Consider the following 25,141-nt stretch of genomic DNA (forward strand, 5'->3'; position numbering starts at 1 on the left):
ATTGATAAAAAAGTTCTAGATTTATTGTTCTTACCTTCCATATAGTTATATATCGCCGCCGATACCCTGGCGCCTATTTGCTTTGAGGGATGCATATGAAGCTTCAACAATTGCGCTACATCTGGGAAGTGGCGCACCACGACCTCAACGTTTCGGCCACCGCGCAGAGCCTTTACACCTCACAGCCGGGTATCAGCAAACAGATCCGCTTGCTTGAAGACGAGTTGGGCGTGGAGGTGTTTGCCCGCAGTGGTAAACACCTGACCCGCGTGACGCCTGCTGGTGAGCGCATCATCACCACCGCCGGCGAGATTTTGCGCAAGGTCGAAAGCATCAAGCAAATTGCCCAGGAATTTTCCAACGAGAAAAAAGGCACCCTGTCGATTGCCACAACCCACACTCAGGCGCGCTATGCATTGCCGCCGGTGATCAGCAATTTCATCAAGCAGTACCCGGATGTTGCCCTGCATATGCATCAGGGTTCGCCAATGCAAATTGCCGAGATGGCCGCCGACGGTACCGTCGACTTTGCAATTGCCACTGAGGCCCTGGAACTGTTCGGCGATCTGGTGATGATGCCTTGCTATCGCTGGAACCGCTGCGTAGTGGTGCCTCAGGGTCACCCGCTGGCCAAGTTGCCAAAGCTGACACTCGAAGCCCTGGCTGAATACCCGATCGTGACCTACGTATTTGGCTTCACCGGTCGTTCCAAACTCGACGAAGCATTCAGCCATCGCGGTTTGACTCCGAAGGTGGTGTTTACCGCCGCGGATGCTGACGTGATCAAAACCTACGTGCGTCTGGGCCTGGGTGTAGGCATCGTGGCCAAAATGGCCGTGGATGCCAATCTCGACAAGGATCTGGTGGTACTGGATGCCAGCGAACTGTTTGAGTCCAGCATCACCAAAATCGGCTTCCGCCGTGGTACGTTCCTGCGCGGTTTCATGTGCGACTTTATTGAAAAATTCGCGCCGCACCTGACCCGCGAAGTGATGGCCAAAGCCATCCAGTGCCACAACAAACAGGAACTGGAAGACCTGTTTGAAGGCGTTGAACTGCCGGTGCACTAAGACTGGCTGTAGCCGCTGCCCTGGCAGCGGCTACAGGCCCCCCCGATTTTATTGCTCTGCGTTGCGCGTGTGCCGGTACTGGCTCACGGCGTCATAGACCGCCTTGCGCAGGCGGTTGATGCCACCAATGGGCCGATGTTCTTCAATGCCATGCCAGGGGCTGAAGGACAGGTTGTCACAGGCCAGATTCTGCGCTGGCGTGTCGAAGTCCTGGGCAGGCACCTTGATCCTGGCCACCGTTTCGAAAGGTGCGTCTGACTCTTTCCATTCAATGCTGGTGTCTTCGATCGGCATGAAGCGGTTGGCATTCTGGCGCTGGATTTGCAGCACGAAACACGCCGGCACCCGGTCTGTGGACAACTGCTGGCTCAAGGCATTGCGCAGGAAGTTGGGCAGCTTCTGATTTTGCTCCGCCAGGGTGTAGGCCGGGCAGCTGTCAGGATCAGGTGCCACGCGGTATTTGGCATTGGCGCTGCCGAACTTGTAAGGCGAAACCGAAAAGTAGGTTGTTTGCGTCGGGCTGGCCGGGGCAGGCGCCAGGGTGGCCAGCGCGATAAACAAGTGGCGGACTTGCCAGCTGCGCGGGTCCCATGAAGGGAAGAATGCCATAGCCTTCTGACCATCGGCCTGGGCAGCTATGTTCTGACGATACTCGGCGACGTCGCTGACGAAGAAATTGGCATGGTTAAACATCACAAAGTCTTGTTCGGCCCGACCCTGCTGGCCGGGTAATAATTGAGCCCCCGGAACGTCCTGCAACTTGATCGCCATGCCCCGCGCATCGCGGATGCTGTCGAATTGCGGGTAAGCGTTGCCGTTGGACAGACGCATTACGGCTTGCCAGGTATGGCCCGGGGTGGCAAATACCCCTTGGCGCAATGCCGGCTCCAGGTCATCCAGTACCTGTACTTGCGCCTTGACGCAGCCATGGGCCTTGGCGTGGGCATCACGCAAATACCGGGTGTTCTCGCGGTGCTGGTCGACGATCTTGATCGCCGTGCGGATGGTGTCCTGAGTCATCGCCGCTTCACCAGCCGGGATCTGCTCCTGGGCCGCCACCGGGCCACGGTGCTGCCAGGCAAACCAGCCGGTGGCCAATGCCCAGCCGAGCAGTCCCAGGGTTATTACAATCAGCAGCAGCTTGCCCAGCCAGGAGCCGAGGCGAAGCCAGAGTGCGGTCAACATGCAGATATCCTTTTAGCAAAATCCTGGGGGCGTTGAAGGCCCTTCATTCGTTGGGTAACTGTTGTTCGAGCGGGCCACCGAGTACTTTCAGGTACTCCAGCAATGCCCAGCGCTCCTGGGGTTGCAGCAGGCGGCCGATTACCCCGTTACCACGGGGGCCGGCGCGGAACTCGTGACCGCTGTTGTGGTTGCCACTGATGCGGGTATCGAGCACAAATCCGCCGTCAAAGGCTTCCGTGCGATAGCCCAGGTGGCGGGGGTCGTACTCGAAACTGCCGCGATAGAAGGTTTCGGCGCGCTCTGACTGTGGCGAAAGCAACTGATACACCGTAGGCACCGAGCCATTGTGCAGGAACGGCGCCGTGGCCCAGATCCCGTCCAGCGGCCGTGCCTTGTAGGCGCGCAGTTCCATCACCCCGATCGGCAGGCCAAAGCCATTCAGACGGTCCTGTTCCTGCGGGCCGATGCCGGCCTCTTGGTAGGCATGTTTTTCAACAAAGGCGGTGACATAGGCCAGGCCTTTGGCCACCGACAGTTTGCCCAGGTCCAGCGGCGCATCGCTCTTGGGATACAGGTCCACATTCATGCTGGCCAGCTCGGCCGGGTCCCATTGCAGGGCGCGCAGGTCGTAACGATTGTCAGCGATGTTGTTGGCGGTATTGGGGTCGGTACCTATCACTTCTACAGGCAGCATTTTCAGTTGCTTGACCAGCCGGCCGTTCTCTTCAACTACGGCAGGCACATGGCAGCCGGCGCAATTTTCAGTGAACAGCGCACGCCCTTTGGCCGCCAGGGGGCGATCAATGGCGCCGAACAGTTCTTCGGGCCAGACCGGGGGCTTGAGCCTTTGCAGGGTTTGTTCGATCAGGTGCAAGTCTTGAACCCGCACACTGGATGGATAACGCGCATCGCCCTGCAGGGGTTGGCCGTGGTCATCAAAGAAGTTCAGGGTCGCGCCGACCCCCAGCGCTTCGCCGATATTACGTGCCATCGGTTGCTTGGCCGAGCCGTTCCACTGTACCCAGTCGAACGTCCACATGTCCCACAGGTGCGGGTAGTCCACTGGGGCGTTGGCCACCCGGTAGTTGTCGGGTGAAATCGCATCGCCGAAGCTGGCATTGGCAATCCGGCCGAAGGCATCGGTACGGCCCGGCCCCTCCAGGGTTGGATAGAGTCCGCGATGGGTGTCATTCCAGGCCACGGCCAGGAAGTTATCCAGCGACACCTTGAAGTCTTTGCGCAGTTGTTGGTGCTGCGCTGGGTACTGATCGCCCAGAACCTTGCGGGCGAAGCGCTCGAATTTCCATGGGTTGTAGTAGGTGGCTGCGAGGCTGGCGACCAGCGCCTGGCCGAAGCTGCCGCCACGCAGGGTCGGAACGCTGGAGGGCAATACGTGTTGTGCGGGGGCACCATCGATGCGCAGGGCCTGGCCTTTGAAGCGCAGTTCACCGGTATGGCAGGCGGCGCAGGTGATATCCAGATATTGCACCTTGCTGCCCGGGTTTTGATGGCGGGTGAAACCCACTGGCAAGTTGCCGGGATTGGCGGCACTGGCTTGCTGTTGGGGATCGATCAAAAATCCGAAGCGGGCCAGATATTCGGGCGCGGCGAACGATTGTTTGGAAAAGGGCAGTTCAAGGGCGCTGAACCAGTCGTAATGCAGGCCTTTAACTTGCGTGCCCTGGGGCGTGTAGTAATAGGCTTGCCGGTCAGCCGGGCTCCATTGATCGAGGAAGTGCAGCTGCTGCGGGGCTTGGTAGGCAGGTAGTTTCGGGTTGGCGATGAAGTAAAGCACCAGGCCCAGACACAGCGCCAGTGCCACGAACAGCACTAGCAGAACACGGTAAAACAAACGCACAGTAACGCTCCTTGTAAAATTTTTCACAGTCTTATGCCTGAGCTGCTGTCTGGCAGCAAGCAGCCATGTAATCTCATGCCTATGATATGAGCGAGGTTTACAGCTTCTCTGATATGTAAGTAAAAGATACGGGAAATATGAATTGTGCCCGGACAGAGCTCAGGCCGTGAACTTATCCACGATTAGGCCCTCTCATGCCGGTAGCCATTGGTCGCGGCCGCCTGATAAGCTCGCGGCTTTACTCGATTGCCCATTTGGCGCATGAACAAGGAAAAAGCATGAAACAGCATAGGTTGGCGGCAGCTGTGGCCCTGGTAAGCCTGGTACTGGCGGGTTGTGATTCGCAGACCAGCGTAGAGCTGAAAACCCCGGCGCAAAAAGCCTCTTACGGCATCGGCCTGAACATGGGCAAAAGCCTGGCTCAAGAAGGCATGGACGATCTGGATTCCAAGGCAGTAGCCCTGGGTATCGAAGACGCCGTCGGCAAGAAAGATCAAAAGCTTAAAGATGACGAACTGATCGAAGCGTTTGCAGCCCTGCAAAAACGTGCGGAAGAACGTCTGACCAAAATGAGTGAAGAAGCCTCTACTGCAGGCAAAAAATTCCTGGAAGAAAATGGCAAGAAAGCCGGTGTTGTAACTACCGCTTCGGGCCTGCAATACGAAGTGATCAAAAAAGCCGACGGCCCACAGCCTAAAGCTACCGACGTAGTGACTGTTCACTACGAAGGCAAGCTGATCGACGGCAAGGTTTTCGACAGCTCGGTTGAGCGTGGCAGCCCGATTGATCTGCCAGTGAGTGGCGTGATTCCGGGTTGGGTTGAAGGTCTGCAACTGATGCATGTTGGCGAGAAGTACAAGCTGTACATTCCTAGCGAGCTGGCTTACGGCGCGCAAAGCCCGAGCCCGGCGATCCCGGCCAACTCGGTGCTGGTATTCGATCTGGAACTGCTGGGTATCAAAGACCCTGCAAAGCCTGAGCAAAACGCAGCCCAGTAATCTGCTTTTGCCCGCACAACGCCCCGTCTCGACGGGGCGTTGTCGTTTCTGCAGTGCCATTGGCGATCCATGCCGGCCTGATCAGACAGCGACAAAATGTCCCAGATGCTTGCTGGCTAGTGGTTGCTGACCGCCAAGTCAATGAATTTATGGGATTTTTTATGTGTGTAAAAAATGCCCGATCTGAGCGCAGCCCTTATAGAACGTGGCTTTCAGCCGTGAAAATCAGCTCTGTTCACAAGGTTATCCACAATTTGTGTGGATAACATTTGCCGGCTATCCCCAGGTTTGCGCCTGTCTTGCATGAATTCGCTCCTCCAGATCAAAAACCCCAGAGACCTTGGCGGCTGTTAGGATTAAGCTTCTAAGGAAAGTTCCGACTCGATTTACAAAGAAGTCTGACGGGGTTTGGTAAATGGATGTCCAAGTAATCAAGCTTAATGGCGAACCTGAATACGCAGTCCTGCCATGGGCAAGCTATCAGGCGCTACTCAAAGCCGCAGGTCTCGATGATCAGGCGGCCCCCCCTACGGCACTACAAACACCTGAGACCGAATCACAGCCACCTGAACCCGATCAGGTGTTGCCCGGGCTCGATCAGTTGCGTGGTCTTCGCGAGAGCAAGGGCCTGGCCCTTGAAGTCCTGGCCCGCACTGTAGGCATTAGCCCTTCCTATCTGGTAATGATTGAAACCGGTGAGCGTCTGCCTGATCTCGCCATTCGTCGCAGCTTGGCCTGGGAGATGGGTGTTCCGGGCTGGAGGGAAACATCATGAATGTACGCATCAGTCGTCAACACTGGGATGGGTTACTGGCTGAGCTTGATAAAGCACGTCAACAACGCCACTTGCTGACTTACCGTGCATTGCTGGAGCGTTTGCAGTTACCGAGCCCGGCGATGTTGACGCTGACTGCCGCCCTTGAACATCTGGCGGCAATGGATGCCAAGGCTGATCAGCCGTTACGCAGTTCACTGGTGATCAGCCAGGGTGCCAGTCGTTTGCCCCGCACCGGTTTTTTTGAGTGCGTGGAGCGCCTGGGTCGCTTTGCCGGGCCGCCGGATGGTGTTGCTGCCGCGTCGTGGCACGCGTCTGAAGTGGTTCGAGTGTTTGAATACACTTACGAACATGAGGAGGCCTGAGTGCTAGGTCGGCTCAAGGCACGTCTGGGCTACGGGGTTGCCCGCAAGTTGTTCCACCAGTCCTGGTGTGTGCGTCAGCCGCGCATCTGGGGCTGGATGGAGGGGCAGTTTGCACGGATGTCCAACCTGGGGGATACCGGGGCTCAAAGCTTCTATGGCCATATCCTGGCTTTTCGCGGCCAGGGGCTGGGGGCTCGAGAGGAGGGCGTGCGCTTGTTGCGCCTGGCGGCTCAGGGCGGTGATGCCAAGGCGGCGTACCAGCTAGGGGTGTTCAGCCTGGCGGGTACCACCGCTAACCGCCCGGATGCATCAGAAGCGGCGCGCTGGTGGGCGATGGCGGCCAAGGCCGGGCATCCACTGGCCACCCTTAAACTGGCTGAGTTGTATCAGCGGGGTGGGCCTGGTTTGTTGCCTGATCCGCAACTGGCCAGGCACTACCAGCCTTAGGGTATATTTTTGCCAATAAAAAGGGCGGGCCGTGTTATGCGGTCCGCCCTTTTTACATCGTTGTCCCCGCCCTGCAGGAGCGCGCTCCTGCAGCTGTGTGGCGGGTTTTATTTCTTGGCTACCTGCGAGCTGAGCTTGAGGTAGTCCAGCAGAATCCGCCCGGTCTCACTCAGGTAGGCGTCGTCTTCCGGTTTGGTCTTTTCAGGTTCAACCGGCAATGCATCTTCGTCTTCTTTCTTCATTTCCTTGAGTGGCGCTTCGCCTTTGGCCTTGCGACGGGCGTTCTCCATCACCAGCTGCTTGGCATCGATATCGGCGTGCTGGGCACGACGTTCGGCTTCGTTCAGGCTGACGGTTTTCTCGGCCATCAATTTATCGGCCAGGGCCAGCTTGTCGCGAATGAAGATGAACTCGGCATCTTTGGCCACCCGTGCATCGTGCTCGGCTTTGAGCTGATCAATGTAGGGTTTGAACGGGTCAACAGCCGGCTTGATGGCAGGACGAATGGTGTCCCACGGCATCGCTTCAGGCAGAGCGCTTTCGCCAATTTCCTTGGTGTCGATTATCGACGGGAAGGCCACGTCAGGCAGTACCCCCTGATGCTGGGTGCTCTGGCCGGAAACCCGGTAGAACTTGGCCAGGGTCAGTTTCAGCTCGCCATGGTTCAGCGGCTGGATGGTTTGCACCGTCCCTTTGCCGAACGTTTGACCGCCGATAATCAGCGCACGATGGTAGTCCTGCATGGCACCGGCGAAAATCTCCGAGGCCGAAGCCGACAGGCGATTGACCAGCAACGCCATCGGGCCTTTGTAGAAGGCGCCCGGATTTTCGTCTTCAAGGACGTCCACCTTGCCGTCGGCATTACGCACCAGCACCGTTGGCCCTTTGTCGATAAACAGGCTGGTCAGCTCGGTAGCTTCCTGCAGCGAACCACCGCCGTTGTTGCGCAGGTCGATGATCACGCCATCGACTTTTTCTTTCTGCAACTCGGTCAGCAGTTTTTTAACGTCGCGGGTGGTGCTCTTGTAGTTCGGGTCGCCCGCACGGAAGGCTTTGAAGTCCAGGTAGAAGGCTGGAATTTCAATGACCCCCAGCTTGTAGTTCTTGCCATCCTGCTTGAGGTTCAGGATCGACTTTTTCGCCGCCTGCTCTTCAAGTTTCACCGCTTCGCGGGTAATGGACACAATCTTGCTGGTCTGGTCATTTGGCGCGTTGCTCGCCGGAATCACTTCCAGGCGGACCACGGAGCCTTTAGGGCCACGAATCAGTTTGACCACTTCGTCCAGGCGCCAGCCAATGACGTCGACCATCTCTTTATCGCCTTGGGCGACACCGATGATCTTGTCGGCCGGAGCCACCTGCTTGGTTTTGTCGGCAGGGCCCGCGGGCACCAGACGCACGATTTTCACCTGGTCGTTATCGCTCTGCAACACGGCGCCAATGCCTTCCAGCGACAGGCTCATGTTGATGTCGAAGTTTTCCGCGTTATCCGGTGACAGATAGTTGGTGTGCGGATCGTAAGACATGGCGAAGGTGTTGATGTAGGCCTGGAAGATGTCTTCACTGCGGGTCTGATCCAGGCGCGACAGCTGGTTCTTGTAGCGCTTGGTCAGCAGTTCCTGAATTTTCGCAGGCTCTTTGCCGGCGATCTTCAGGCGCAGGACTTCGTCCTTGATGCGTTTGCGCCACAGGTCATCGAGCTCGGCTTCGGTCTTGAGCCATGGAGCGTCCTTGCGGTCGATCTGCAAGGTTTCCTTGGCGTTGAAGTCGAACGAATCAACACCCTTGTTCAGCTCGGCAAGGGCGAAGTCCAGACGCGATTTAACACGATCCAGGTAGCGCTTGTAGATGATGAAGCCGGGGTTCAGGTCGCCGCTTTTGAGGAAGTCGTCAAACTGGAATTTCCATTTGTCGAACTCGGTAATATCGCTGGCCAGGAAGTAACTGCGTGAAGGGTCGAGCAGTTTCAGATAGCTGTCATAGATGATCGCGGAACGCGCATCATCCAGAGGCGGCTTGCTGTAATGATGGCGTTTGAGCAGCTCAACGACGTTAAGACTGGCAATTACCTCATCACGATCGGGCTGAAGGTTATCCCAACTGTTAGCGGCGAACGTATTGGCCGAAAACGGCAATACGCCCAGGCCAATGAATAGGGCAAGTGCGGTGCTAGGGAATAAATGCTTCATGCTGATTCGACGCGGGGGCAATTGATAACGCATATTAGGCCGTCTTTGAAGTCGCCGGTTCCGTTAAGGACCGGCCGCATAATGCAAGAAGCCCGGTGCAACAGCGCCGGGCTCAGTCCAGACTCACTATGGAGGCACTGTGAAAGCATTGCAAGGCGTTGAAGGTCAAGTGAAGTGGGTTGAAGAGCCAAGCCCCACCTGTGATGTAGGGCAAATTCGGATTCGCGTGGCGGCAGCGGGCCTCAATCGGGCCGACTTGCTGCAAAGCGCGGGGATGTATCCGCCGCCGCCTGGCGCCAGTCAGTTTCTGGGCCTTGAGTGTTCGGGGGTGGTCAGTGAAGTTGGCCCCGGTTCTTCGTGGCAAGTCGGTGACCGGGTTTGTGCCCTGTTGGCCGGCGGCGGCATGGCCCAGGAAGTGGTCGTGGATGCCCGTCACGCCCTGCCGGTGCCTGAAGGATTGTCACTGGCGCAGGCGGCAGCATTGCCTGAGGTGTACAGCACTGCGTGGCTGAACCTGTTTCAACTGGCGGGTCTCAAGCCGGGAGAGAAAGTGTTATTGCACGCCGGTGCGAGTGGTGTTGGTTCAGCGGCCATTCAGCTGTGCAAGGCGTTTGGCAGCCCGTGCTGGGTGAGCGTCGGTTCCGCTGAGCGACTGGCCTACTGCGAGGCGCTGGGAGCCCAGGGCGGTGTGCTTCGGGCCGATGGGCTTGAGGGGTTGAAAGCATTTGGGCCGTTCGATGTGGTGCTGGACCCGGTGGGTGCCAACTACGCCGAATCCAACCTCAAACTGCTGGCCCTGGACGGACGCTGGGTGCTGATCGGTTTGATGGGCGGTCGCAAGGCCGAGCTGGATCTGGCACTGGTGCTGGGCAAACGCATCCAGTTGCTGGGTTCGACCCTGCGCACTCGAGACGATCAGTTCAAGGCTGACTTGCTCAGCGATCTGAACCAGCAGGTATGGCCATTGTTTAGCGAAGGTCGTCTAAGCCCGCAATTGGCCAGGGCTTACCCGATGGAAGAGGCCCAGCAGGCGTATGCCGAATTGGCCAGCAATCAGGTATCGGGCAAGCTGGTGGTGGTCATAGACCCGAGTCTGATCTAAACCGCCTTTTCTTCTCTGCAGGAGCGAGCTGCTCAAAACGCCCACGAAGAGCTCGTGGGTACGCTCGCTCCGGCAGGAGGGAAGGTTATTTCCAGTGATGGACCGGCCACCCGGCCTCTTCTGCATGTGCCCGTAGCACCGGGTCGGGGTTGACCGCGTGCGGGTGATCGACCTTGAGCAACAGCGGCAAGTCGTTGCGTGAGTCGGAGTAGAAGCTCGCGCCTTCGAGGTTTTCTTCTTCGGCGTCCAGCCATTCAAGCAAGCGGGTGATCTTGCCTTCGCGGTAAGTCAGGGTGCCCAGGGTTTTGCCCGTATAGATGCCACCCTTTACTTCAAGCTCGATCCCGAGCACTTCATCGATTCCCAGCCGCTCGGCAATGGGTTTGACCAGGTGTGTGCCCGAGGCCGAGATCACCAGAATCCGGTCACCGGCCTTGCGATGTGCAGCAATGGTTTTAGTTGCGTCGCTGAAGATGATCGGCTCGATGTAGTCCTCAACCCAGGGCCCGACCAAGTGCGCGACTTCTTCGGGAGTGCGACCTATCAACGGCTCCAGGCTAAAGTCCATGAAGTCCTCCATCGCCAGTTTGCCCTGGCCATAGGCCTCCATCAGTTGGTTGTTGCGCTGCATGAACGACTGCGGATCGACCCAGCCCAGGCGGCCCATCTGCTCGCTCCACAAGGTGGCGCAGTCGCCGTGAATCAGGGTTTCGTCCAGATCAAAAATTGCCAGGGCCATCAGCGCAACTCTCTCTTCAATGTGTTTAAAGGCATCAGGCTACCTCACAAAGGGTGCTGCTATCGATGGACAATGCCACGCGCTGACCATCCGGATACAGATCTGCGGGAGAGCGGTTGAGCACGTCAACGATCAATTCCACACCGCGGACCTCTACGCGATAGCGAATCACATTGCCCAACAGGCTGTGGTTGCGGATAAGGGTGTCTGCCTCGCCTTGCAGGCTCAGACCCAGGGTTTCCGGGCGTATGGCGATGCGGCTGTTGACCGGACGCTGCAGCAGGCGGCTGGCAGTGTCGGCGTCCAGCAGGTTGTAGTTGCCGATAAACCCGGCGGCGAATACATCCACCGGCGCGGCGTACAGGGTTTGCGCATTGCCGCTCTGCACAATGCGCCCCTGGTTCATCAAAAAGATGCGGTCACTCATGACCAGCGCTTCTTCCTGGTCGTGGGTGACGAAAATGGTGGTCAGCCCCAGTTCGCGCTGAATGTTGCGGATCTGCTCACGCAGGTGCTTGCGAATACGAGCGTCCAGCGCCGACAGCGGCTCATCCAGCAGCAACAGGCGAGGGCGGGTGACCAGCGAGCGGGCCAGGGCCACACGCTGGCACTGGCCGCCTGACAGCTGATGGGGGTAGCGCTTGGCGAAGTCATTGAGCTCCACCAGTTGCAACACCTCGGCCACGCGTTTGTGGCTGTCATCGGGTGTGACTTTTTGCATGCGCAAGCCAAACGCCACGTTTTGCTCGACGGTCATGTTGGGGAACAGGGCATAACTCTGGAACACCATGCCGATCCCGCGCTTTTGCGGGCTCAGCGGCACAATGTCCTCGCCATCGAGGAGGATCCGGCCGCCGTCCACCGGGGTAAGCCCGGCGATGCAGCGCAGCAGCGTGGACTTGCCGCAGCCCGAGGGGCCGAGCAGGGTGACGAACTCGCCTTTGGCGATGCTGCAATTGATATCGCTGAAGACCGGGGTGCCGGAATAGGATTTCTGCAGGTGTTCAACGCTGACGAAGCTCATTGGCTTTTGTCCTTGTTCAGGAAGGTGGCAACCCAGGTCAGCACCAGTACAAAGAGGAAGTAGGAGATCACCAGCGCACTGGTGAAGTGACCACTGCTGTTACGCATGTTGTTCAGGAACACCTGCAGGGTTTCGTAGCGGGTGCCCACCAGAATATTGGCAAACACAAACTCGCCGAACAGGAACGAGAACGACAGCAGCAGGGCCACCATCAGGCCTTTACGCAAGTTGGGCAGAACCACCAGGAAGGCGGCCTGCCAGGTGCTGGCGCCGAGCAGTTGGGCGGCATCCATCAAGTCGCGCAGATTAATCGCCTGCAGGTTGTTGGTGATTGCCCGGTACATGAACGGCAGCGCCACGGTGAAGTAGCAGCCAATCAGTATCCACGGCGTACCGACCATGGCGAGCGGGCCCGAGCCATAGAGTTGCAGCAGGCCCACCGATGACACCACCGGTGGTACGGCGAAGGGCAGCAGGATCAGGATGTTCATCAGCGCGTCGAGTTTGGGGAAGTGGTAATGCACCACAAACAGCAACGGCAAAATCAGGATCACCGACAGCACCAGCGCTGCCACGCAGACCAGCAGTGACTGGCCGAAGGCCGCCAGAAAACGCGGATCGCCCCATAGCTGGTTGTACCACTTGAAGGTGAAACCGCTGGGCAATACGGTCGCCGACCAACTGCTGGCGATGGAGTAAATCAGGGTGCCGGCCAGCGGCAGGATCAGAATGAGCAGCAGCACATACACCACGCTGCGGTGGTAAAGGCTGGCCGGGGCGGATTCAGCGCGCGACATGGTAGCTCCTCTTTAACAGCCACTGATGCACCAGGGTTACCAGAGTCATCAACCCCACCAGAATCACCGCCAGGGCGCTGGCCATGTTGGGATCAAGGCTGATGTCGCCCGAGACCATTGCCGCAATCCGGATTGGCAATACGTTGAAGTTGCCGGTGGTCAGGGCGTAGACCGTGGCATAGGCGCCAAGGGCGTTGGCCAGCAGAATGACAAAGGTGCCGAGCAGGGCCGGAGTCAGTACCGTCAGGCCGATATGCCGCCAGAATTGCCAGCTGCTGGCGCCCAGCAATGAAGCCGATTCGCGCCAGTCTTCGCGCAGGGCATCAAACGCCGGATACAGCAGCAATACGCCGAGGGGGATCTGGAAATAGGTGTACAGAATGATCAGGCCGGTTTTGGAATAGAGGTTGAAATCCTCGATGATCCCCGCCTGTTTGAGCATGATCGTTATGCTGCCGTTGAAACCCAGCAAAATGATGAATGCGAAAGCCAGCGGCACCCCTGAAAAGTTGCTGGTCATGTTGGCGAATGCGTTGACGAAGTTGCGCAGCCGCGAGTCCACCTTGCGCAGTGAGTAACTGCCCAGAACGGCGATCACGATGCCGAACAGGCTGGACCAGAAACTGATTTCCAGACTGTGCTGGATGGCTTGCAAGTAGAACTTCGAGTTGAAAATCTTGTTGAAGTTGGCCAGGCCCCAGCCGCTGTCCTGCGATTGCACGCTGTGAATCAGTACCCACAGCAGCGGAGCGATTTGAAATACGAAAAAAAATACTGCGAAGGGTACCAAGCACAACAGCGCCAGCCATTTACCCCGGCTCATGTTGTGGGCCTCAGCAAGTCGCGGCAGACCGGTTTGTCATGGGTAACCCCCAGCAGTTCGCAGATGGTGCCGCACAGCTCTGTCTGCCCGGGCGTGACATCCGGGTTCAGGCTGAACGCCTCGCCGAGCACGAACAGCGGTACCTCCCGCTCTTCGGGCAAGATGCCGTTGTGCGAGCGGTCGTTGTTCATGCCATGGTCGGCGGTGACCAGTACCTGATAGCCGGCCTCAAGCCAGCCTTGCAGGTAGTCGGCCAGAATGATGTCGGCCGAGCGGGCACTGTTGCGGTATTGCGGGGTGTCGAGACCGTGCTTGTGCCCGGCGTCGTCGATATTCATGGGGTGGACCAGCAGAAAATTCGGTGAACACTCAAGACGCAGGCTTTCAGCGTCGGCGAACAGGTGGGAGTCGGGGTAATGGTCGCTCCAGTAGAAATGCCCGTGCTGGATCGGCAAATCGGCGCCCCGGGTATGACGGTCGCGCGCGATCACGAAGGGCGAGCGGTTATACAGTTCACTGACCCAGTGATAGGCCGCCGCTGCGGTGGTCAGTCCACCTTCACGGGCGTAATGGAACACGCTGCGTTGACTGGACAGACGCGACACATTGTTGTGCACGATGCCGCTTGCAATGGGTGGCACCCCGGTGAGGATGCACTCATAGAGCGGCCGCGACAGAGCAGGCAGTTCGCAGGTGAGTTTATAAAGGGCGGCGCGTCCTGCCCCGACATAGGCCTGTAAATGCCCCATGGCCAGGCGGGCGACCTCATAGTTCAGGCCGTCGAGTACAACCAGGATGACGTTGTGTTTCATGTACGACGACTCCACAAAACCTGTAGGAGCGAGCTTGCTCGCGAGCTTTACGTTGTTGCGTTGAAAGAGCTCGTGAGCAAGCTCGCTCCTGCACAGATCAAAGCTGCAGGGTTACTGCATATTGATAATGACTTCTTCCTGCCACTGCTGTGGCAGCGCCTTGGAGGTTTTTTCCCATGCGGCGGGGTCTTTGATCGGGGTCACGGTTTTGTACTGCTCGTTAGGCAGCAACTTGGCCTGGACCTCAGCCGGCAGCTTCAGGTGCTCGGCGCGAATCGGCCGTGCATTGCCCCGCGCCAGATTGGTCTGGCCGGCATCGCTGAAAATGAATTCCCGGGTCAGCTTGGCGGCATTCGGATGCTTGGCGTACTTGTTGATGATGGTGGTGTAGCCGGAAATCACCGAGCCATCAGAAGGGATCAGCACAATGTAGTCATCCGGCTTGACCATCTTGTCGCGGTAGCTCAGACCGTTGAAGTCCCAGACCACGCCCACTTCCACTTCGCCTTTTTCCATAGTGGCGATGGTCGGGTTGGCCAGCGACAGGCGACCTTGCTTGGCAATGTCGGCAAACATCAGCAAGGCAGGCTGAATGTTTTTTTCATCCCCGCCGTTGGCCAGGGCTGCAGCCAGTACACCGTTTGCCGCCTGGGCTGCGGTGCTGACGTCACCGATGGAGACTTTGTATTTGCCGGTCTTCAGGTCGGACCACTTGGTGGGGGCTTCGGAGCCATGCAGCAGTTTTTTGTTGATGATGAACGCGATGGTGCCGGTATACGCCAGGGCCCAGTTGCCGTCCTTGTCCTTGGCCCACTCGGGGATCTGCTCCCAGGTAGTCGGCTTGTACGGCTGGGTCACGCCTTTGGCCACGGCAATGGGGCCGAAGGCAGCGCCGACGTCACCGATATCGGCGCTGGCATTGTCTTTTTCAGCATCGAACTTGGCCACTTCCTGGGCCGAACTCATGTCGGTGTCGATATGCTTGAGGCCATACAGCTTGTTCAGGTCAGCCCAAGTGCCTTTCCAGTTGGCCCAGTCATCGGGCATGCCGACACTGTTGACTGTCCCTTCGGCCCTGGCAGCGGCTTCGAGGGTTTTCAAGTCCACATCGCCAGCCATGGCCGAAGTGCATAGGGCGATGCTGGTGCCTAACAGTGATGCCAGGAAAAAGTGTTTCATCCGAAGCTCCTTGGGCGTTTTCAACGCTGGGTTTTATTGCTCTTTTGCGGTGGGTTGGTCTAGGTCAGCAATACCTGAGCCAAGTTAAGGGGCAGTCATGACACTTTGATGTCGGCATTGATTGTGCAACTCGATTTAATGAGCCTTCCTGAGGCACCGGCTTAGCGTAGACCATGGCTAAAGCCCCGGATGGTATGGCCTTGGCGGATAAACTGAAGGTGAGTGTCATCCAACAGTCATCTGCACTGCCTAGGCTGCTAGCTTCAAGAGTTGATGGTTTCGCAGGCCAAGCCTGCCCACATTTGGTGCTGGACTAGTCCAGATAGGTAACATTGATGCGAGAGGGTGCACCCAAAGCGGTGACAGCGATCGGCCGCGCGCTGCAAGAGCAAATTGAACACGGCCTGCTGGCGTGTGGTAGCCAGCTGCCGGCGGAGCGCAAACTCAGTGAGTTGTTTGCCACCACCCGGGTCACCGTGCGCGAGGCGTTGTTACAGCTCGAATCCCAGGGCCTGGTCTATCGTGAGGAACGGCGTGGCTGGTTTGTGTCGCCGCCGCGCCTGGCCTACAACCTTATGCAGCGCAGTCACTTTCACGCCATGGTCAGTGCCCAGGGCAGGGTGCCGACCACCGAGGTGATTTCGGCGCGTTTGCAGCCGGCTTCTGCTGCGGTGTGTGAGCGCCTGCAACTGCCGGCGCTGTCCAGCGTGATCCGCATATGTCGGGGGCGGCGGATTGATGGTCGCCTGGTGTTGTATGTAGAGCACTACCTGAACCCGCAATACTTCCCGCAGATCCTGGCGTATGACCTCACGCAGTCGATCACCGAGCTGTATGCCCGGCATTACGACTTGCATTACGGTCGGGTGCGATTTGAGATAGTGCCCACCGCATTGCCGCTGGAAGCTGCGGCCACGCTCAAAGTATCTGCGGGCAGTCCGGGCCTGAGAATTGCCCGGATCAATTACGACCAGCACGAGCGTCTGATCGACTGCGATCTGGAGTACTGGCGACATGATGCAATTCATATCGGAGTGGACGTCGCCGAACGTTGAACCCCGAATGAGCTTGTCTCGCGATGGCATTCGCTGAATCCCATCCCAGGCAAGCCAGCTCTCACAGGATCTGCAAGCGACACCCCGCACTCTGCAGGAGCGAGCTTGTCTCGCGATGGCATTCGCTGGATTCCATCGCTGGCAAGCCAGCTCCCACAGGATCTGCAAGCGACGCCCCGTACTTTGTAGGAGCGAGCTTGCCTCGCGATGGCATTCGCTGAATCCCATCCCTGGCAAGCCAGCTCCCACAGGATCTGCAAGCGACGCCCCGCACTCTGTAGGAGCGAGCTTGTCTCGCGATGGCATTCGCTGAATCCCATCCCTGGCAAGCCAGCTCCCACAGGAGCTACAAGCGACACCCCGCACTCTGCAGGAGCGAGCTTGTCTCGCGATGGCATTCGCTGAATCCCATCGCTGGCAAGCCAGCTCCCACAGGATCTGCAAGCGACGCCCCGCACTTTGTAGGAGCGAGCTTGCCTTGCGATGGCAACCGCTGAATCCCATCGCTGGCAAGCCTGCTCCCACAGGCGTCTGCAAGCGACGCCCCGCACTCTGCAGGAGCGAGCTTGCCTCGCGATGGCATCCGCTGAATTCCATCGCTGGCAAGCCAGCTCCCACAGGATCTGCAAGCGACGCCCCGCACTCTGTAGGAGCGAGCTTGTCTCGCGATGGCATTCGCTGGATTTCATCGCTGGCAAGCCAGCTCCCACAGGATCTGCAAGCGACGCCCTGCACTCTGCAGGAGCGAGCTTGCCTTGCGATGGCATTCGCTGGATTCCATCGCTGGCAAGCCAGTTCCCACAGGAGCTACAAGCGACACCCCGCACTCTGCAGGAGCGAGCTTGCCTCGCGATGGCATTCGCTGAATCCCATCGCTGGCAGGCCAGCTCCTACAGGAGCTACAAGCGACACTCCGCACTCTGCAGGAGCGAGCTTGCCTCGCGATGGCAACCGCTGAATCCCATCGCTGGCAGGCCAGCTCCCACAGGAGCTACAAGCGACACCCCGCACTCTGCAGGAGCGAGCTTGCCTCGCGATGGCATTCGCTGGATTCCATCGCTGGCAAGCCAGCTCCCACAAGATCTGCAAGCGACGCCCCGCACTCTGCAGGCGCGAGCTTGCCTCGCGATGGCATCCGCTGAATTCCATCGCTGGCAAGCCAGTTCCCACAGGAGCTACAAGCGACACCCCGCACTCTGCAGGAGCGAGCTTGCCTCGCGATGGCATTCGCTGAATCCCATCGCTGGCAGGCCAGCTCCTACAGGAGCTACAAGCGACACTCCGCACTCTGCAGGAGCGAGCTTGCCTCGCGATGGCAACCGCTGAATCCCATCGCTGGCAGGCCAGCTCCCACAGGAGCTACAAGCGACACCCCGCACTCTGCAGGAGCGAGCTTGCCTCGCGATGGCATTCGCTGGATTCCATCGCTGGCAAGCCAGCTCCCACAAGATCTGCAAGCGACGCCCCGCACTCTGCAGGCGCGAGCTTGCCTCGCGATGGCATCCGCTGAATTCCATCGCTGGCAAGCCAGCTCCCACAGGATCTGCAAGCGACGCCCCGCACTCTGTAGGAGCGAGCTTGTCTCGCGATGGCATTCGCTGGATTCCATCGCTGGCAAGCCAGCTCCCTCAGCGTCTACAAGCGAGCGTCGACCGGTTACCGGGTTGGTGTATGGATCAATCCTTCTGCAATATGCCGCTGCCGGCCGTCACCACCTGTACGCTCAGGCGCGGTGTGGCCAGGTCCAGTCCGGCTTCGTCCAGATGGCGTTTGAGTGACAGGTTGAACGCCCGCGACACTTCCCATTGCTTGATCGGCGCAGTCTTGAAGCGGGCGCGCAAAATCGCGCTGCCCGATTCAAAACTTTCAACCCCCTGAATCTCAAGCGGCGACCAGATGTTGCGGCGCTGCAGCGGATCGGTGCGCATCTTTTGCCCGACCTCGCGCATCAGCTTGATCGCATCGTCGATTTCCATGTTGTAGGGGATCGCCACACGGAAGATCGCGTAGCCGAATTCACGGGAGTAGTTCTTGATGCTTTTGATTTCGCTGAACGGAATGGTGTGCACGATGCCGTCGATGTCCCGCAGGCGCACGGTACGGATCGTCAGGCCTTCAACCGTGCCCAGATGTCCGCCGACATCCACGTAATCGTCGATGGCCAGCGAGTCCTCGATGATGATGAACAGACCGGTAATCAGGTCGGCTACCAGTGACTGTGCACCGAAACCAATGGCCAGACCGATCACACCCGCACCAGCCAGCAGGGGGGTGACGTTCATGCCCATGTTGGCCAGGGCGACGATCAGGGCAATGATGGCAATTGTCGCAAACAGCACGTTGCGGATCAGCGGCATCATGGTTTGCGCACGCGCATTGGCCAGGCCTTTGCGTGAGCGGGTCAGGGCATGGTGGATCGCGGTGTCGGAGAGAATCCAGATCAGCCAGGCAAACAGTAACGTGCCGGCAAGGCCGAACAGTTTGACGCTGATCTCATGTCCTTCACCTTCGGTAAAGCTGATCAGTGACAAACCCCACACCCGCAGTCCCAGCTCGATGAAGACCAGCCACACCACCAGATGCGCCAGGGTGTAGATGAAGCTTTTCAGGCGCTCGGAATACAGTGCGTGGCGTTTGTGCCCGCGCTGGGGCCTTTGCGAATGCCGTCGTACCAGCCCGTTGATGACCATGCACAACACCACCAGCACCGTGCAGATCAGTGACTGGCGCAGTGCGGTACTGGTATCGCCTGCTGACAGAAAGGTCGCGAACAGAGAAATGCCCACCAGGATCAGCGCCGCGATATACCAGTAAGTACCGAGTATCTCGATGCTGTCGCTCAAGGCGCGCCGGGTCAGGCGCCGGGACAATGGCTGATTGCGGATCAAGTGGGCAATGGGCCGGCGGAAACGGATGATGAACAAACCGGTGGACAGTGCCGCCATCACATTGGCAAAGGTGGCGGCCGTGTGGGCCAGGTGCACGCCGAGGGTGGCCACCAGTCGCGGGTCGCTCAGGGCTTCGCCAAAGGCCGCGAAGCTGCCGATCCACCACAGTGGGCGAAAGGCCTGATGCCGCAGAATATGCAAGGCGCGATGGCGGTGCGGTCCGTCCAGCAGCGAGAAGGCGATGACGCAAATGGCCGAGAAGCAGGTGCCGATCACCAGTGCGTAGGCCAGCACCATGGCCAGGTCTTTACCCAGCGAAGACGGCAGGGCGTAACTGCCGTAAACCGTGATCACCAGCGCCACCAGCCACGGCCCCAGTTTGCGCAGGGCAAAGCGCAGCATGTCCACAGCCTTGGGATGTTGCGGCAGTTCTTCGCTCAGGCCAAAACGCAGGCGTACGCGGTGGCTGACCCAGATCAGCAGGGCTGCCAGCAGGCTCCAGACCATGATGATCAAGGCGAAGGCAAAAATGATCGGCAGCCACTGACTTGCCGGCAGCATCAAGGCCACCAGTTCGTCCTTGGCCAGGCCAATTTCCCTGGACCAGCGAGAGGTGGGACTGTCTGCGCCCGAGAACTGTTTTTCAAGGTCGGAAAGGGTGCTGCCGATCAGGCCCAGAACGCCGATTTCAGCTTCGGGCTGGGCTTTTTTTGTGGCGTCGCGCAGTTTTTTCAGGTCAGTCAGCAACTTGCTGCGCTGCTGGTCGTTTTCGAGATTTTTGATCACCTCGTCCAGCGACTGGCCCAGCGGCTCGGTCGGTTGCGCCTGGGTTTTATCTGAACTGCCGAGCAGGCTGGTGATGCCGGCGGCCTGGGCCGAAGACATGGGCAGCAGGGTCAGCAAGCAGACAAGCAGGCAATAGGGCAGGGCTAAAAGACGAAGAAACACTGGGCGATCAACCTCGAGGGGTGCGGATTTGCCGAGTGTACGCTAGGGCCCGCAATCATTCATTTGTATAAATCAGTGATCGCGGATCCAGGGTGAAAGTCAGAGCGAGGATTCGTTGAGCTTGGCCACAATCTTGAAGATGATAGTGCCGAAAATCAGCAGCATGCCGCACCAGATCATCAATACGCCGACGCCGCTGGGCCGGTCACGGAGGGTGAAGCCAATGGTCAGCAACAGCATGCCGCAGACAATTGGAATCATCATGGAGTGAAACGCGGACAGCTCAATCATGGGTAATGACCTGAAGGAATTAATGCCCATGAGTCTAGGTCGCTTTCCCGGAAAGTGCGGTGACATATATCAAAAATGAATCAACTGCCCCAGGGTGCATGATGCTCACATCAGTAAACCCTGCCTTTGTAGGCGCGAGCTTGTCTGGCGATGATGGTTTACGAGAATACGTGCTTACAGGTTAAACACGTCGCTCTCGAGATCATCGCCAGACAAGCCCGCTCCTGCGGGGCAGTTCTTATGGCAGTTGGTTGCTGGCGTAAAACGCGCTCAACACTTTGACCAGGTGTGCCAGGTCATGGCTGCCCGCCAGTTCGCGAATGGAGTGCATGGCGAATGTCGGCAGGCCGATGTCCACGGTGCGAACACCCAAATGGCTGGCGGTAATCGGGCCAATGGTCGAGCCGCAGCCCATGTCGCTGCGCACTACGAAACTTTGTACCGGCACTTCTTCGGCCATGCACAGATGACGGAAGAACCCGGCTGTCTCGCTGTTGGTGGCGTAGCGCTGGTTGCTGTTGACCTTGATCACCGGTCCGGCATTCAGTTTCGGGCCGTGGTTGGCATCGTGTTTGTCGGCGTAGTTCGGGTGCACGCCGTGGGCGTTGTCAGCCGAAACCAGCAGCGATTTCTGAATGGTGCGTACGTACTCGTCACCTTCAGGCAGCAGGCGCTGGAGGATTTGCTCCAGCATCGGACCGTCGGCACCGCAGGCCGAACACGAACCGACTTCTTCGTGGTCGTTGGCCACAAACAGGCAGCTTTCTTCGGTTTCGGTGTTGAGCAGGGCTTGCAGGCCTGCGTAGCACGACAGCAGGTTGTCCAGGCGTGCACCGGCAATGAAATCGCCGTTGAGGCCGATGACCGCAGCACTTTGGGTGTCGTAGAAACTCAGCTCGTAATCCAGCACCACGTCAGCGTTCAGGCCGTGCTCGCGGGCCAGTTGATCAGTGAGCAGGGCACGGAAGTCTGCGCGCTCATCCCCTGCAACCTGGGCCAGAATCGGCGGCAGTTCGGTCTGCGGGTTGATCGCCCAGCCTTCGTTGGCGGTGCGATTAAGATGGATGGCCAGGTTGGGGATGGTGGCGATAGGCGCGCGGAAGTCGATCAGCTGGCTTTCGACCTTGCCATCGCGGCGGAAGGTGACGCGCCCGGCCAACGACAGGTCGCGGTCGAACCAGGGGGCCAGCAAGGCACCGCCGTAGACTTCGACGCCCAGTTGCCAGAAGCCCTGGCGCTGTAATTCCGGTTGTGGCTTGACCCGCAGGCACGGGCTGTCTGTGTGTGCACCCACCATGCGGATGCCACCTTGCAGGGGCGAGTGGCGACCCAGCTTGAAAGCAACAATGGAAGAGTCATTGCGGGTGACGTAATAGCGACCGTTGGCTTCGGTGAACCAGGTTTCGCGTTCGTCGAGGCGCTGATAACCGGCGGCCTCCAGACGCTGAACAAGACTGGCAGTGGCATGGAACGGGGTAGGGGAGGCCTTCAGAAAGTCGATCAGGCCTTGGTTCAACTCTTCGCGCATAAGTTACTCCAGACAGCAAGGCCGCGAGTTTAGCGCATTGATCAGAAGATTTGTTGCTGTGTAAAAACCTGCGCGGGGCTCTTTGGGCGCAGGCCTGGGTGTGATGGCTTTACCTTGTTTTCAGGCAGGACGCGCCGCCTGAATCGCTGGCAAGCCAGCTCCCGCAATGAGTTGCTTTTGGTAGGCCGACACCACCTGTGGGAGCCGGCTTGCCGGCGATTGCATCATCGGTCAGAAAGGTGCCGGGCACTCAAAGCGCAGGCGCTCGCCCGTTTGCGGGTGGGTGAAGCTGAGCATGCTGGCGTGCAGACACAGGCGCGGCCAGGCTGCCAGCGCCTGGGGGTGGGCGTACAGGCCGTCGCCCAACAACGGATGGCCGATAGACAGCATATGCACGCGCAACTGGTGCGAGCGACCGGTGATCGGGGTCAGTTCAACCCGGCAGTAGTCGCCGCATCGCTCCAGCACTTTCCAGAAGGTCAGGGCGTTTTTGCCGAACTCGTGGTCGACCACATGCCGGGGTTTGGTCGGCGGGTCGTAACGCAATGGCAAGTCAATGCTGCCGCTGTCCAGTTCGGGCTGACCCCAGGCCAGCGCGGTGTAGGCTTTTTCGGTTTCGCGGTCGTGAAACTGTCGCGACAACTCGCGATGGGTATCGGCATCACGGGCCAGCAAAATGATCCCCGAGGTTTCCCAGTCCAGGCGATGGACGATGCGCGCCTCGGGATAGCCGTTCTCTTGCAGGCGGGTGATCAGACAGTCTTTGTTGTCTTCAGCCCGGCCTGGCACGGAAAGCAGCAGGGTCGGCTTGTTGACGACCAGAACGCCAGCGTCCTGATGGATAATGTGGATGTTCGACAACGGCATTAAAACAGCCTCTTAACAAACGCCAACGGCGACCTGGATGTTTCCCTTTGCAGAGAAACTTCCAGGTCGCCGTGGTTTCAGCCGGATTGATTAACGATCTGGCAGCGTGATGTTGAGTTCCAGAATCGAGCAGCTGCCCTGGTTTTCCAGCGCAACCTGTACTTGATCGGACTCGATATTGACGTACTTGCGGATTACTTCCACCAGCTCTTTTTGCAGAGCCGGCAAGTAGTCCGGGGTGCTGCGTTGGCCGCGTTCGTGCGCCACGATGATCTGTAGACGCTCTTTCGCGACCGACGCGGTACTTACCTTTTTGTTGGCACGAAAGAAGTCAAAAATATTCATTGCTTAGTTGCCTCCAAACAGGCGCTCGAAGAATCCCTTCTTCTGTGCATCGAGGAACCGATGCTCCACGGTTTTGCCCAGCAAGCGATCAACTGCGTCGCCGTAGGCCTGTCCGGCGTCACTCTGATCATCGAGGATCACGGGCACGCCCTGGTTGGATGCCTTGAGTACTGCCTGGGATTCGGGAATGACACCGAGCAGGGTCACGGCCAGAATTTCTTTGACGTCTTCAACGCCGAGCATTTCGCCTTTGCTGACACGCTCAGGGTTGTAGCGGGTCAGCAGCAGGTGTTCCTTGATCGGCTCTTCGCCCAGTTCGGCGCGGCGCGACTTGCTCGCCAGAAGGCCCAGCATGCGGTCGGAGTCACGCACCGAGGATACTTCCGGGTTAGTCACGACAATCGCTTCATCGGCGAAGTACATGGCCAGGTGAGCACCGGTTTCGATACCTGCAGGTGAGTCGCAGACCACGTACTCGAAGGTCTCTTTAAGTTCCATAAGAACTTTTTCGACGCCTTCCTTGGTCAGGGCATCCTTGTCGCGTGTCTGGCTGGCAGCCAGCACGTACAGGTTTTCCAGACGCTTGTCTTTGATCAGGGCCTGTTGCAGGTTGGCTTCGCCGTTGACTACGTTAACGAAGTCATACACCACGCGGCGCTCACAACCCATGATCAGGTCGAGGTTACGCAGGCCGACGTCGAAGTCGACGATCACTGTTTTGTGGCCGCGCAGAGCGAGGCCGGTACCGATAGCGGCGCTGGTGGTGGTCTTACCCACACCACCCTTGCCGGATGTAACCACTAGAATCTTGGCCAAGGTGTTTCACCCCTAAGGAAAAAGGACTTTTTAGCCCCTGAATAACATCTCTGTACACGACGGCAGGTGAGCAGCCCTGGTGGGTCATCTTTGCGGGTCAGGCTTACACAGCATAAGCACTGCCTGAGTATTGATTTCCTACAAGGTTGAGTCTGAGTTCCTACGCTTTGGAGATGCTTGGAAAATGGCGAGAGTATCCGTTAAAGACGGGTGATGTTCAACATGTCACTTGACAGACTGATTTGCACCCCTGAACCCCACAAGGGGTCGCGACGCAAATCTTCCGAAACCTTGTACTTGCCGGCAATGGACACCAGCTCGGCGCTCAGTTGCTGGCAAAAAATCCGTGCCTTGGTGTTGCCTTTATGTCCGGCCAGCGCACGACCGCGCATTGGCCCGTAAACATGGATGTTGCCATCGGCCATAAGTTCCGCACCGGGGCTGACTGAGGCGATGACTACCAGGTCACAGCCTTCTGCATAAACGGTCTGGCCGCCGCGTACCGGGCTGGTGATGATCTTGGTCGGCTTGATCACGGGTTCAGGCGGTTTTTCGGGTTTCTTCGGCTCTACGACTTCGACCGGGTCGATCGGTCGCTCACGGGCGCCTGAAGGCGGCAAGACCGGCAGGTCGATGGCGATGGCTGCGGCAATGTCTTCGATGCGGCTGGCCCGAATGGCCAGGGTGCGCAGGCCATGCTGGCGACACACGCGCATCAGCCCGGGCAAATCGATCGCGCCTTCACCGGCTGGCAGTTTGTCCAGGGCCAGCACCAGTGGGGTGTTGCTGAAAAAATTCGGCGCTTGAGCCACTTTGGCTGCCAGTTGGCGATCAAGGGCTTCAAGGTTGTTTTTGGCCAGTTCCAGCACCGTAATGGCGAGCATACTGCCCTTTAGCTGGAACACAGGGGCTTGGTCTAGCGATTCGGTTGGGCTCATGGTCTGTTTAACGCGGCTTGTAACTTAAAGTGCTGAGACTTATAACGAGATCGCCCGCGGGCCGCAAGCGGGGTCGAACGATGTAGAATGGTCGGCCATGTG

The 25,141-nt window shown here is 58.5% G+C and carries 23 protein-coding genes; 7 read left to right on the top strand and 16 right to left on the bottom strand.

All coding sequences use genetic code 11. The features are described 5' to 3' along the window. Nucleotides 1-95: 95 nt before the first annotated feature. Nucleotides 96-1,070, top strand: coding sequence for an HTH-type transcriptional regulator CysB (gene cysB / locus JQ848_RS07360; RefSeq protein ID WP_003446844.1), 975 nt, complete (start codon nt 96-98; stop codon nt 1,068-1,070). A 48-nt stretch (nt 1,071-1,118) separates the two neighbouring features. Here the strand turns inward: cysB and JQ848_RS07365 are convergent, their stop codons facing one another. Next, entirely contained in the window at nt 1,119-2,255 is a 1,137-nt protein-coding gene (locus JQ848_RS07365; protein ID WP_003446846.1) for a catalase family protein, read from the bottom strand. 43 nt (nt 2,256-2,298) lie between these two features. Beyond that, nucleotides 2,299-4,113, bottom strand: coding sequence for a di-heme-cytochrome C peroxidase (locus tag JQ848_RS07370; protein ID WP_127195888.1), 1,815 nt, complete (start codon nt 4,111-4,113; stop codon nt 2,299-2,301). A gap of 278 nt (nt 4,114-4,391) precedes the next feature. Between JQ848_RS07370 and JQ848_RS07375 the strand changes: the two genes are divergently transcribed. The 4 genes from JQ848_RS07375 (at nt 4,392) to JQ848_RS07390 (ending at nt 6,698) form a co-directional block, all read left to right on the top strand. Continuing rightward, nucleotides 4,392-5,111 carry an FKBP-type peptidyl-prolyl cis-trans isomerase gene (locus JQ848_RS07375; RefSeq protein WP_010656991.1) on the top strand — a complete coding sequence of 240 codons (720 nt, stop codon included), beginning with the start codon at nt 4,392-4,394 and terminating at the stop codon, nt 5,109-5,111. 415 nt (nt 5,112-5,526) lie between these two features. Continuing rightward, the gene (locus tag JQ848_RS07380; RefSeq protein WP_003446850.1) at nt 5,527-5,886 is read left to right on the top strand and encodes a helix-turn-helix domain-containing protein; all 360 of its coding nucleotides are present in this window, start codon (nt 5,527-5,529) and stop codon (nt 5,884-5,886) included. Beyond that, entirely contained in the window at nt 5,883-6,251 is a 369-nt protein-coding gene (locus JQ848_RS07385; protein ID WP_003446852.1) for a hypothetical protein, read from the top strand. Before JQ848_RS07380 ends, JQ848_RS07385 begins: the two co-directional genes overlap by 4 nt. Beyond that, nucleotides 6,252-6,698, top strand: coding sequence for a tetratricopeptide repeat protein (locus JQ848_RS07390; RefSeq protein WP_161718341.1), 447 nt, complete (start codon nt 6,252-6,254; stop codon nt 6,696-6,698). It begins immediately after the preceding gene. A gap of 107 nt (nt 6,699-6,805) precedes the next feature. On the opposite strand, the gene JQ848_RS07395 is transcribed toward JQ848_RS07390, so the two are convergent. After that, nucleotides 6,806-8,887: a carboxy terminal-processing peptidase gene (locus JQ848_RS07395; RefSeq protein WP_177412934.1), complete on the bottom strand. Its 2,082-nt coding sequence runs from the start codon at nt 8,885-8,887 to the stop codon at nt 6,806-6,808. A gap of 139 nt (nt 8,888-9,026) precedes the next feature. On the opposite strand from JQ848_RS07395, the gene JQ848_RS07400 reads away from it, so the two are divergent. Beyond that, nucleotides 9,027-9,989, top strand: coding sequence for an NAD(P)H-quinone oxidoreductase (locus JQ848_RS07400; protein ID WP_003446858.1), 963 nt, complete (start codon nt 9,027-9,029; stop codon nt 9,987-9,989). Nucleotides 9,990-10,074: 85 nt separating this feature from the next. Here JQ848_RS07400 and JQ848_RS07405 read toward each other — a convergent pair whose 3' ends face one another. The 6 genes from JQ848_RS07405 to JQ848_RS07430 form a co-directional block, all read right to left on the bottom strand. Continuing rightward, on the bottom strand, nt 10,075-10,728 hold the full coding sequence (locus JQ848_RS07405; protein WP_003446860.1) for an HAD family hydrolase: 654 nt from the start codon (nt 10,726-10,728) through the stop codon (nt 10,075-10,077). A 34-nt stretch (nt 10,729-10,762) separates the two neighbouring features. Beyond that, complete coding sequence (locus JQ848_RS07410; RefSeq protein WP_202210428.1) at nt 10,763-11,752, bottom strand: ABC transporter ATP-binding protein; 990 nt, start codon at nt 11,750-11,752, stop codon at nt 10,763-10,765. Continuing rightward, on the bottom strand, nt 11,749-12,549 hold the full coding sequence (locus JQ848_RS07415) for an ABC transporter permease (protein ID WP_003446863.1): 801 nt from the start codon (nt 12,547-12,549) through the stop codon (nt 11,749-11,751). Before JQ848_RS07415 ends, JQ848_RS07410 begins: the two co-directional genes overlap by 4 nt. Beyond that, on the bottom strand, nt 12,536-13,372 hold the full coding sequence (locus JQ848_RS07420; protein WP_202210429.1) for an ABC transporter permease: 837 nt from the start codon (nt 13,370-13,372) through the stop codon (nt 12,536-12,538). Before JQ848_RS07420 ends, JQ848_RS07415 begins: the two co-directional genes overlap by 14 nt. After that, nucleotides 13,369-14,184: an alkaline phosphatase family protein gene (locus tag JQ848_RS07425; protein ID WP_161718347.1), complete on the bottom strand. Its 816-nt coding sequence runs from the start codon at nt 14,182-14,184 to the stop codon at nt 13,369-13,371. Before JQ848_RS07425 ends, JQ848_RS07420 begins: the two co-directional genes overlap by 4 nt. 111 nt (nt 14,185-14,295) lie before the next feature. Next, nucleotides 14,296-15,363, bottom strand: coding sequence for an ABC transporter substrate-binding protein (locus JQ848_RS07430; protein WP_202210430.1), 1,068 nt, complete (start codon nt 15,361-15,363; stop codon nt 14,296-14,298). 335 nt (nt 15,364-15,698) lie between these two features. Between JQ848_RS07430 and JQ848_RS07435 the strand changes: the two genes are divergently transcribed. Further along, nucleotides 15,699-16,418, top strand: a complete 720-nt coding sequence (locus tag JQ848_RS07435; RefSeq protein ID WP_003446875.1) for a UTRA domain-containing protein — start codon at nt 15,699-15,701, stop codon at nt 16,416-16,418. Nucleotides 16,419-18,094: 1,676 nt separating this feature from the next. Here the strand turns inward: JQ848_RS07435 and JQ848_RS07440 are convergent. The 7 genes from JQ848_RS07440 to minC all read right to left on the bottom strand — a co-directional run bounded on the left by JQ848_RS07440 (nt 18,095) and on the right by minC (nt 25,039). Beyond that, the gene (locus JQ848_RS07440; protein WP_003446876.1) at nt 18,095-20,254 is read right to left on the bottom strand and encodes a mechanosensitive ion channel family protein; all 2,160 of its coding nucleotides are present in this window, start codon (nt 20,252-20,254) and stop codon (nt 18,095-18,097) included. 99 nt (nt 20,255-20,353) lie between these two features. Further along, nucleotides 20,354-20,545, bottom strand: a complete 192-nt coding sequence (locus JQ848_RS07445) for a hypothetical protein (RefSeq protein WP_003446877.1) — start codon at nt 20,543-20,545, stop codon at nt 20,354-20,356. Nucleotides 20,546-20,783: 238 nt separating this feature from the next. After that, the gene (locus JQ848_RS07450; protein ID WP_003446878.1) at nt 20,784-22,073 is read right to left on the bottom strand and encodes a M18 family aminopeptidase; all 1,290 of its coding nucleotides are present in this window, start codon (nt 22,071-22,073) and stop codon (nt 20,784-20,786) included. A gap of 231 nt (nt 22,074-22,304) precedes the next feature. Beyond that, a complete protein-coding gene (locus JQ848_RS07455; protein ID WP_003446879.1) occupies nt 22,305-22,940 on the bottom strand; it encodes an RluA family pseudouridine synthase in 636 nt (211 codons plus the stop codon). 90 nt (nt 22,941-23,030) lie between these two features. Then, nucleotides 23,031-23,285 carry a cell division topological specificity factor MinE gene (minE, locus tag JQ848_RS07460; RefSeq protein WP_003446880.1) on the bottom strand — a complete coding sequence of 85 codons (255 nt, stop codon included), beginning with the start codon at nt 23,283-23,285 and terminating at the stop codon, nt 23,031-23,033. 3 nt (nt 23,286-23,288) lie between these two features. After that, nucleotides 23,289-24,101, bottom strand: a complete 813-nt coding sequence (gene minD / locus JQ848_RS07465) for a septum site-determining protein MinD (protein ID WP_003446882.1) — start codon at nt 24,099-24,101, stop codon at nt 23,289-23,291. 200 nt (nt 24,102-24,301) lie between these two features. Further along, the gene (gene minC / locus JQ848_RS07470) at nt 24,302-25,039 is read right to left on the bottom strand and encodes a septum site-determining protein MinC (protein ID WP_003446883.1); all 738 of its coding nucleotides are present in this window, start codon (nt 25,037-25,039) and stop codon (nt 24,302-24,304) included. Nucleotides 25,040-25,141: the final 102 nt, after the last annotated feature.

The organism is Pseudomonas paraversuta (assembly GCF_904067025.1).
GTDB lineage: Bacteria > Pseudomonadota > Gammaproteobacteria > Pseudomonadales > Pseudomonadaceae > Aquipseudomonas > Aquipseudomonas paraversuta.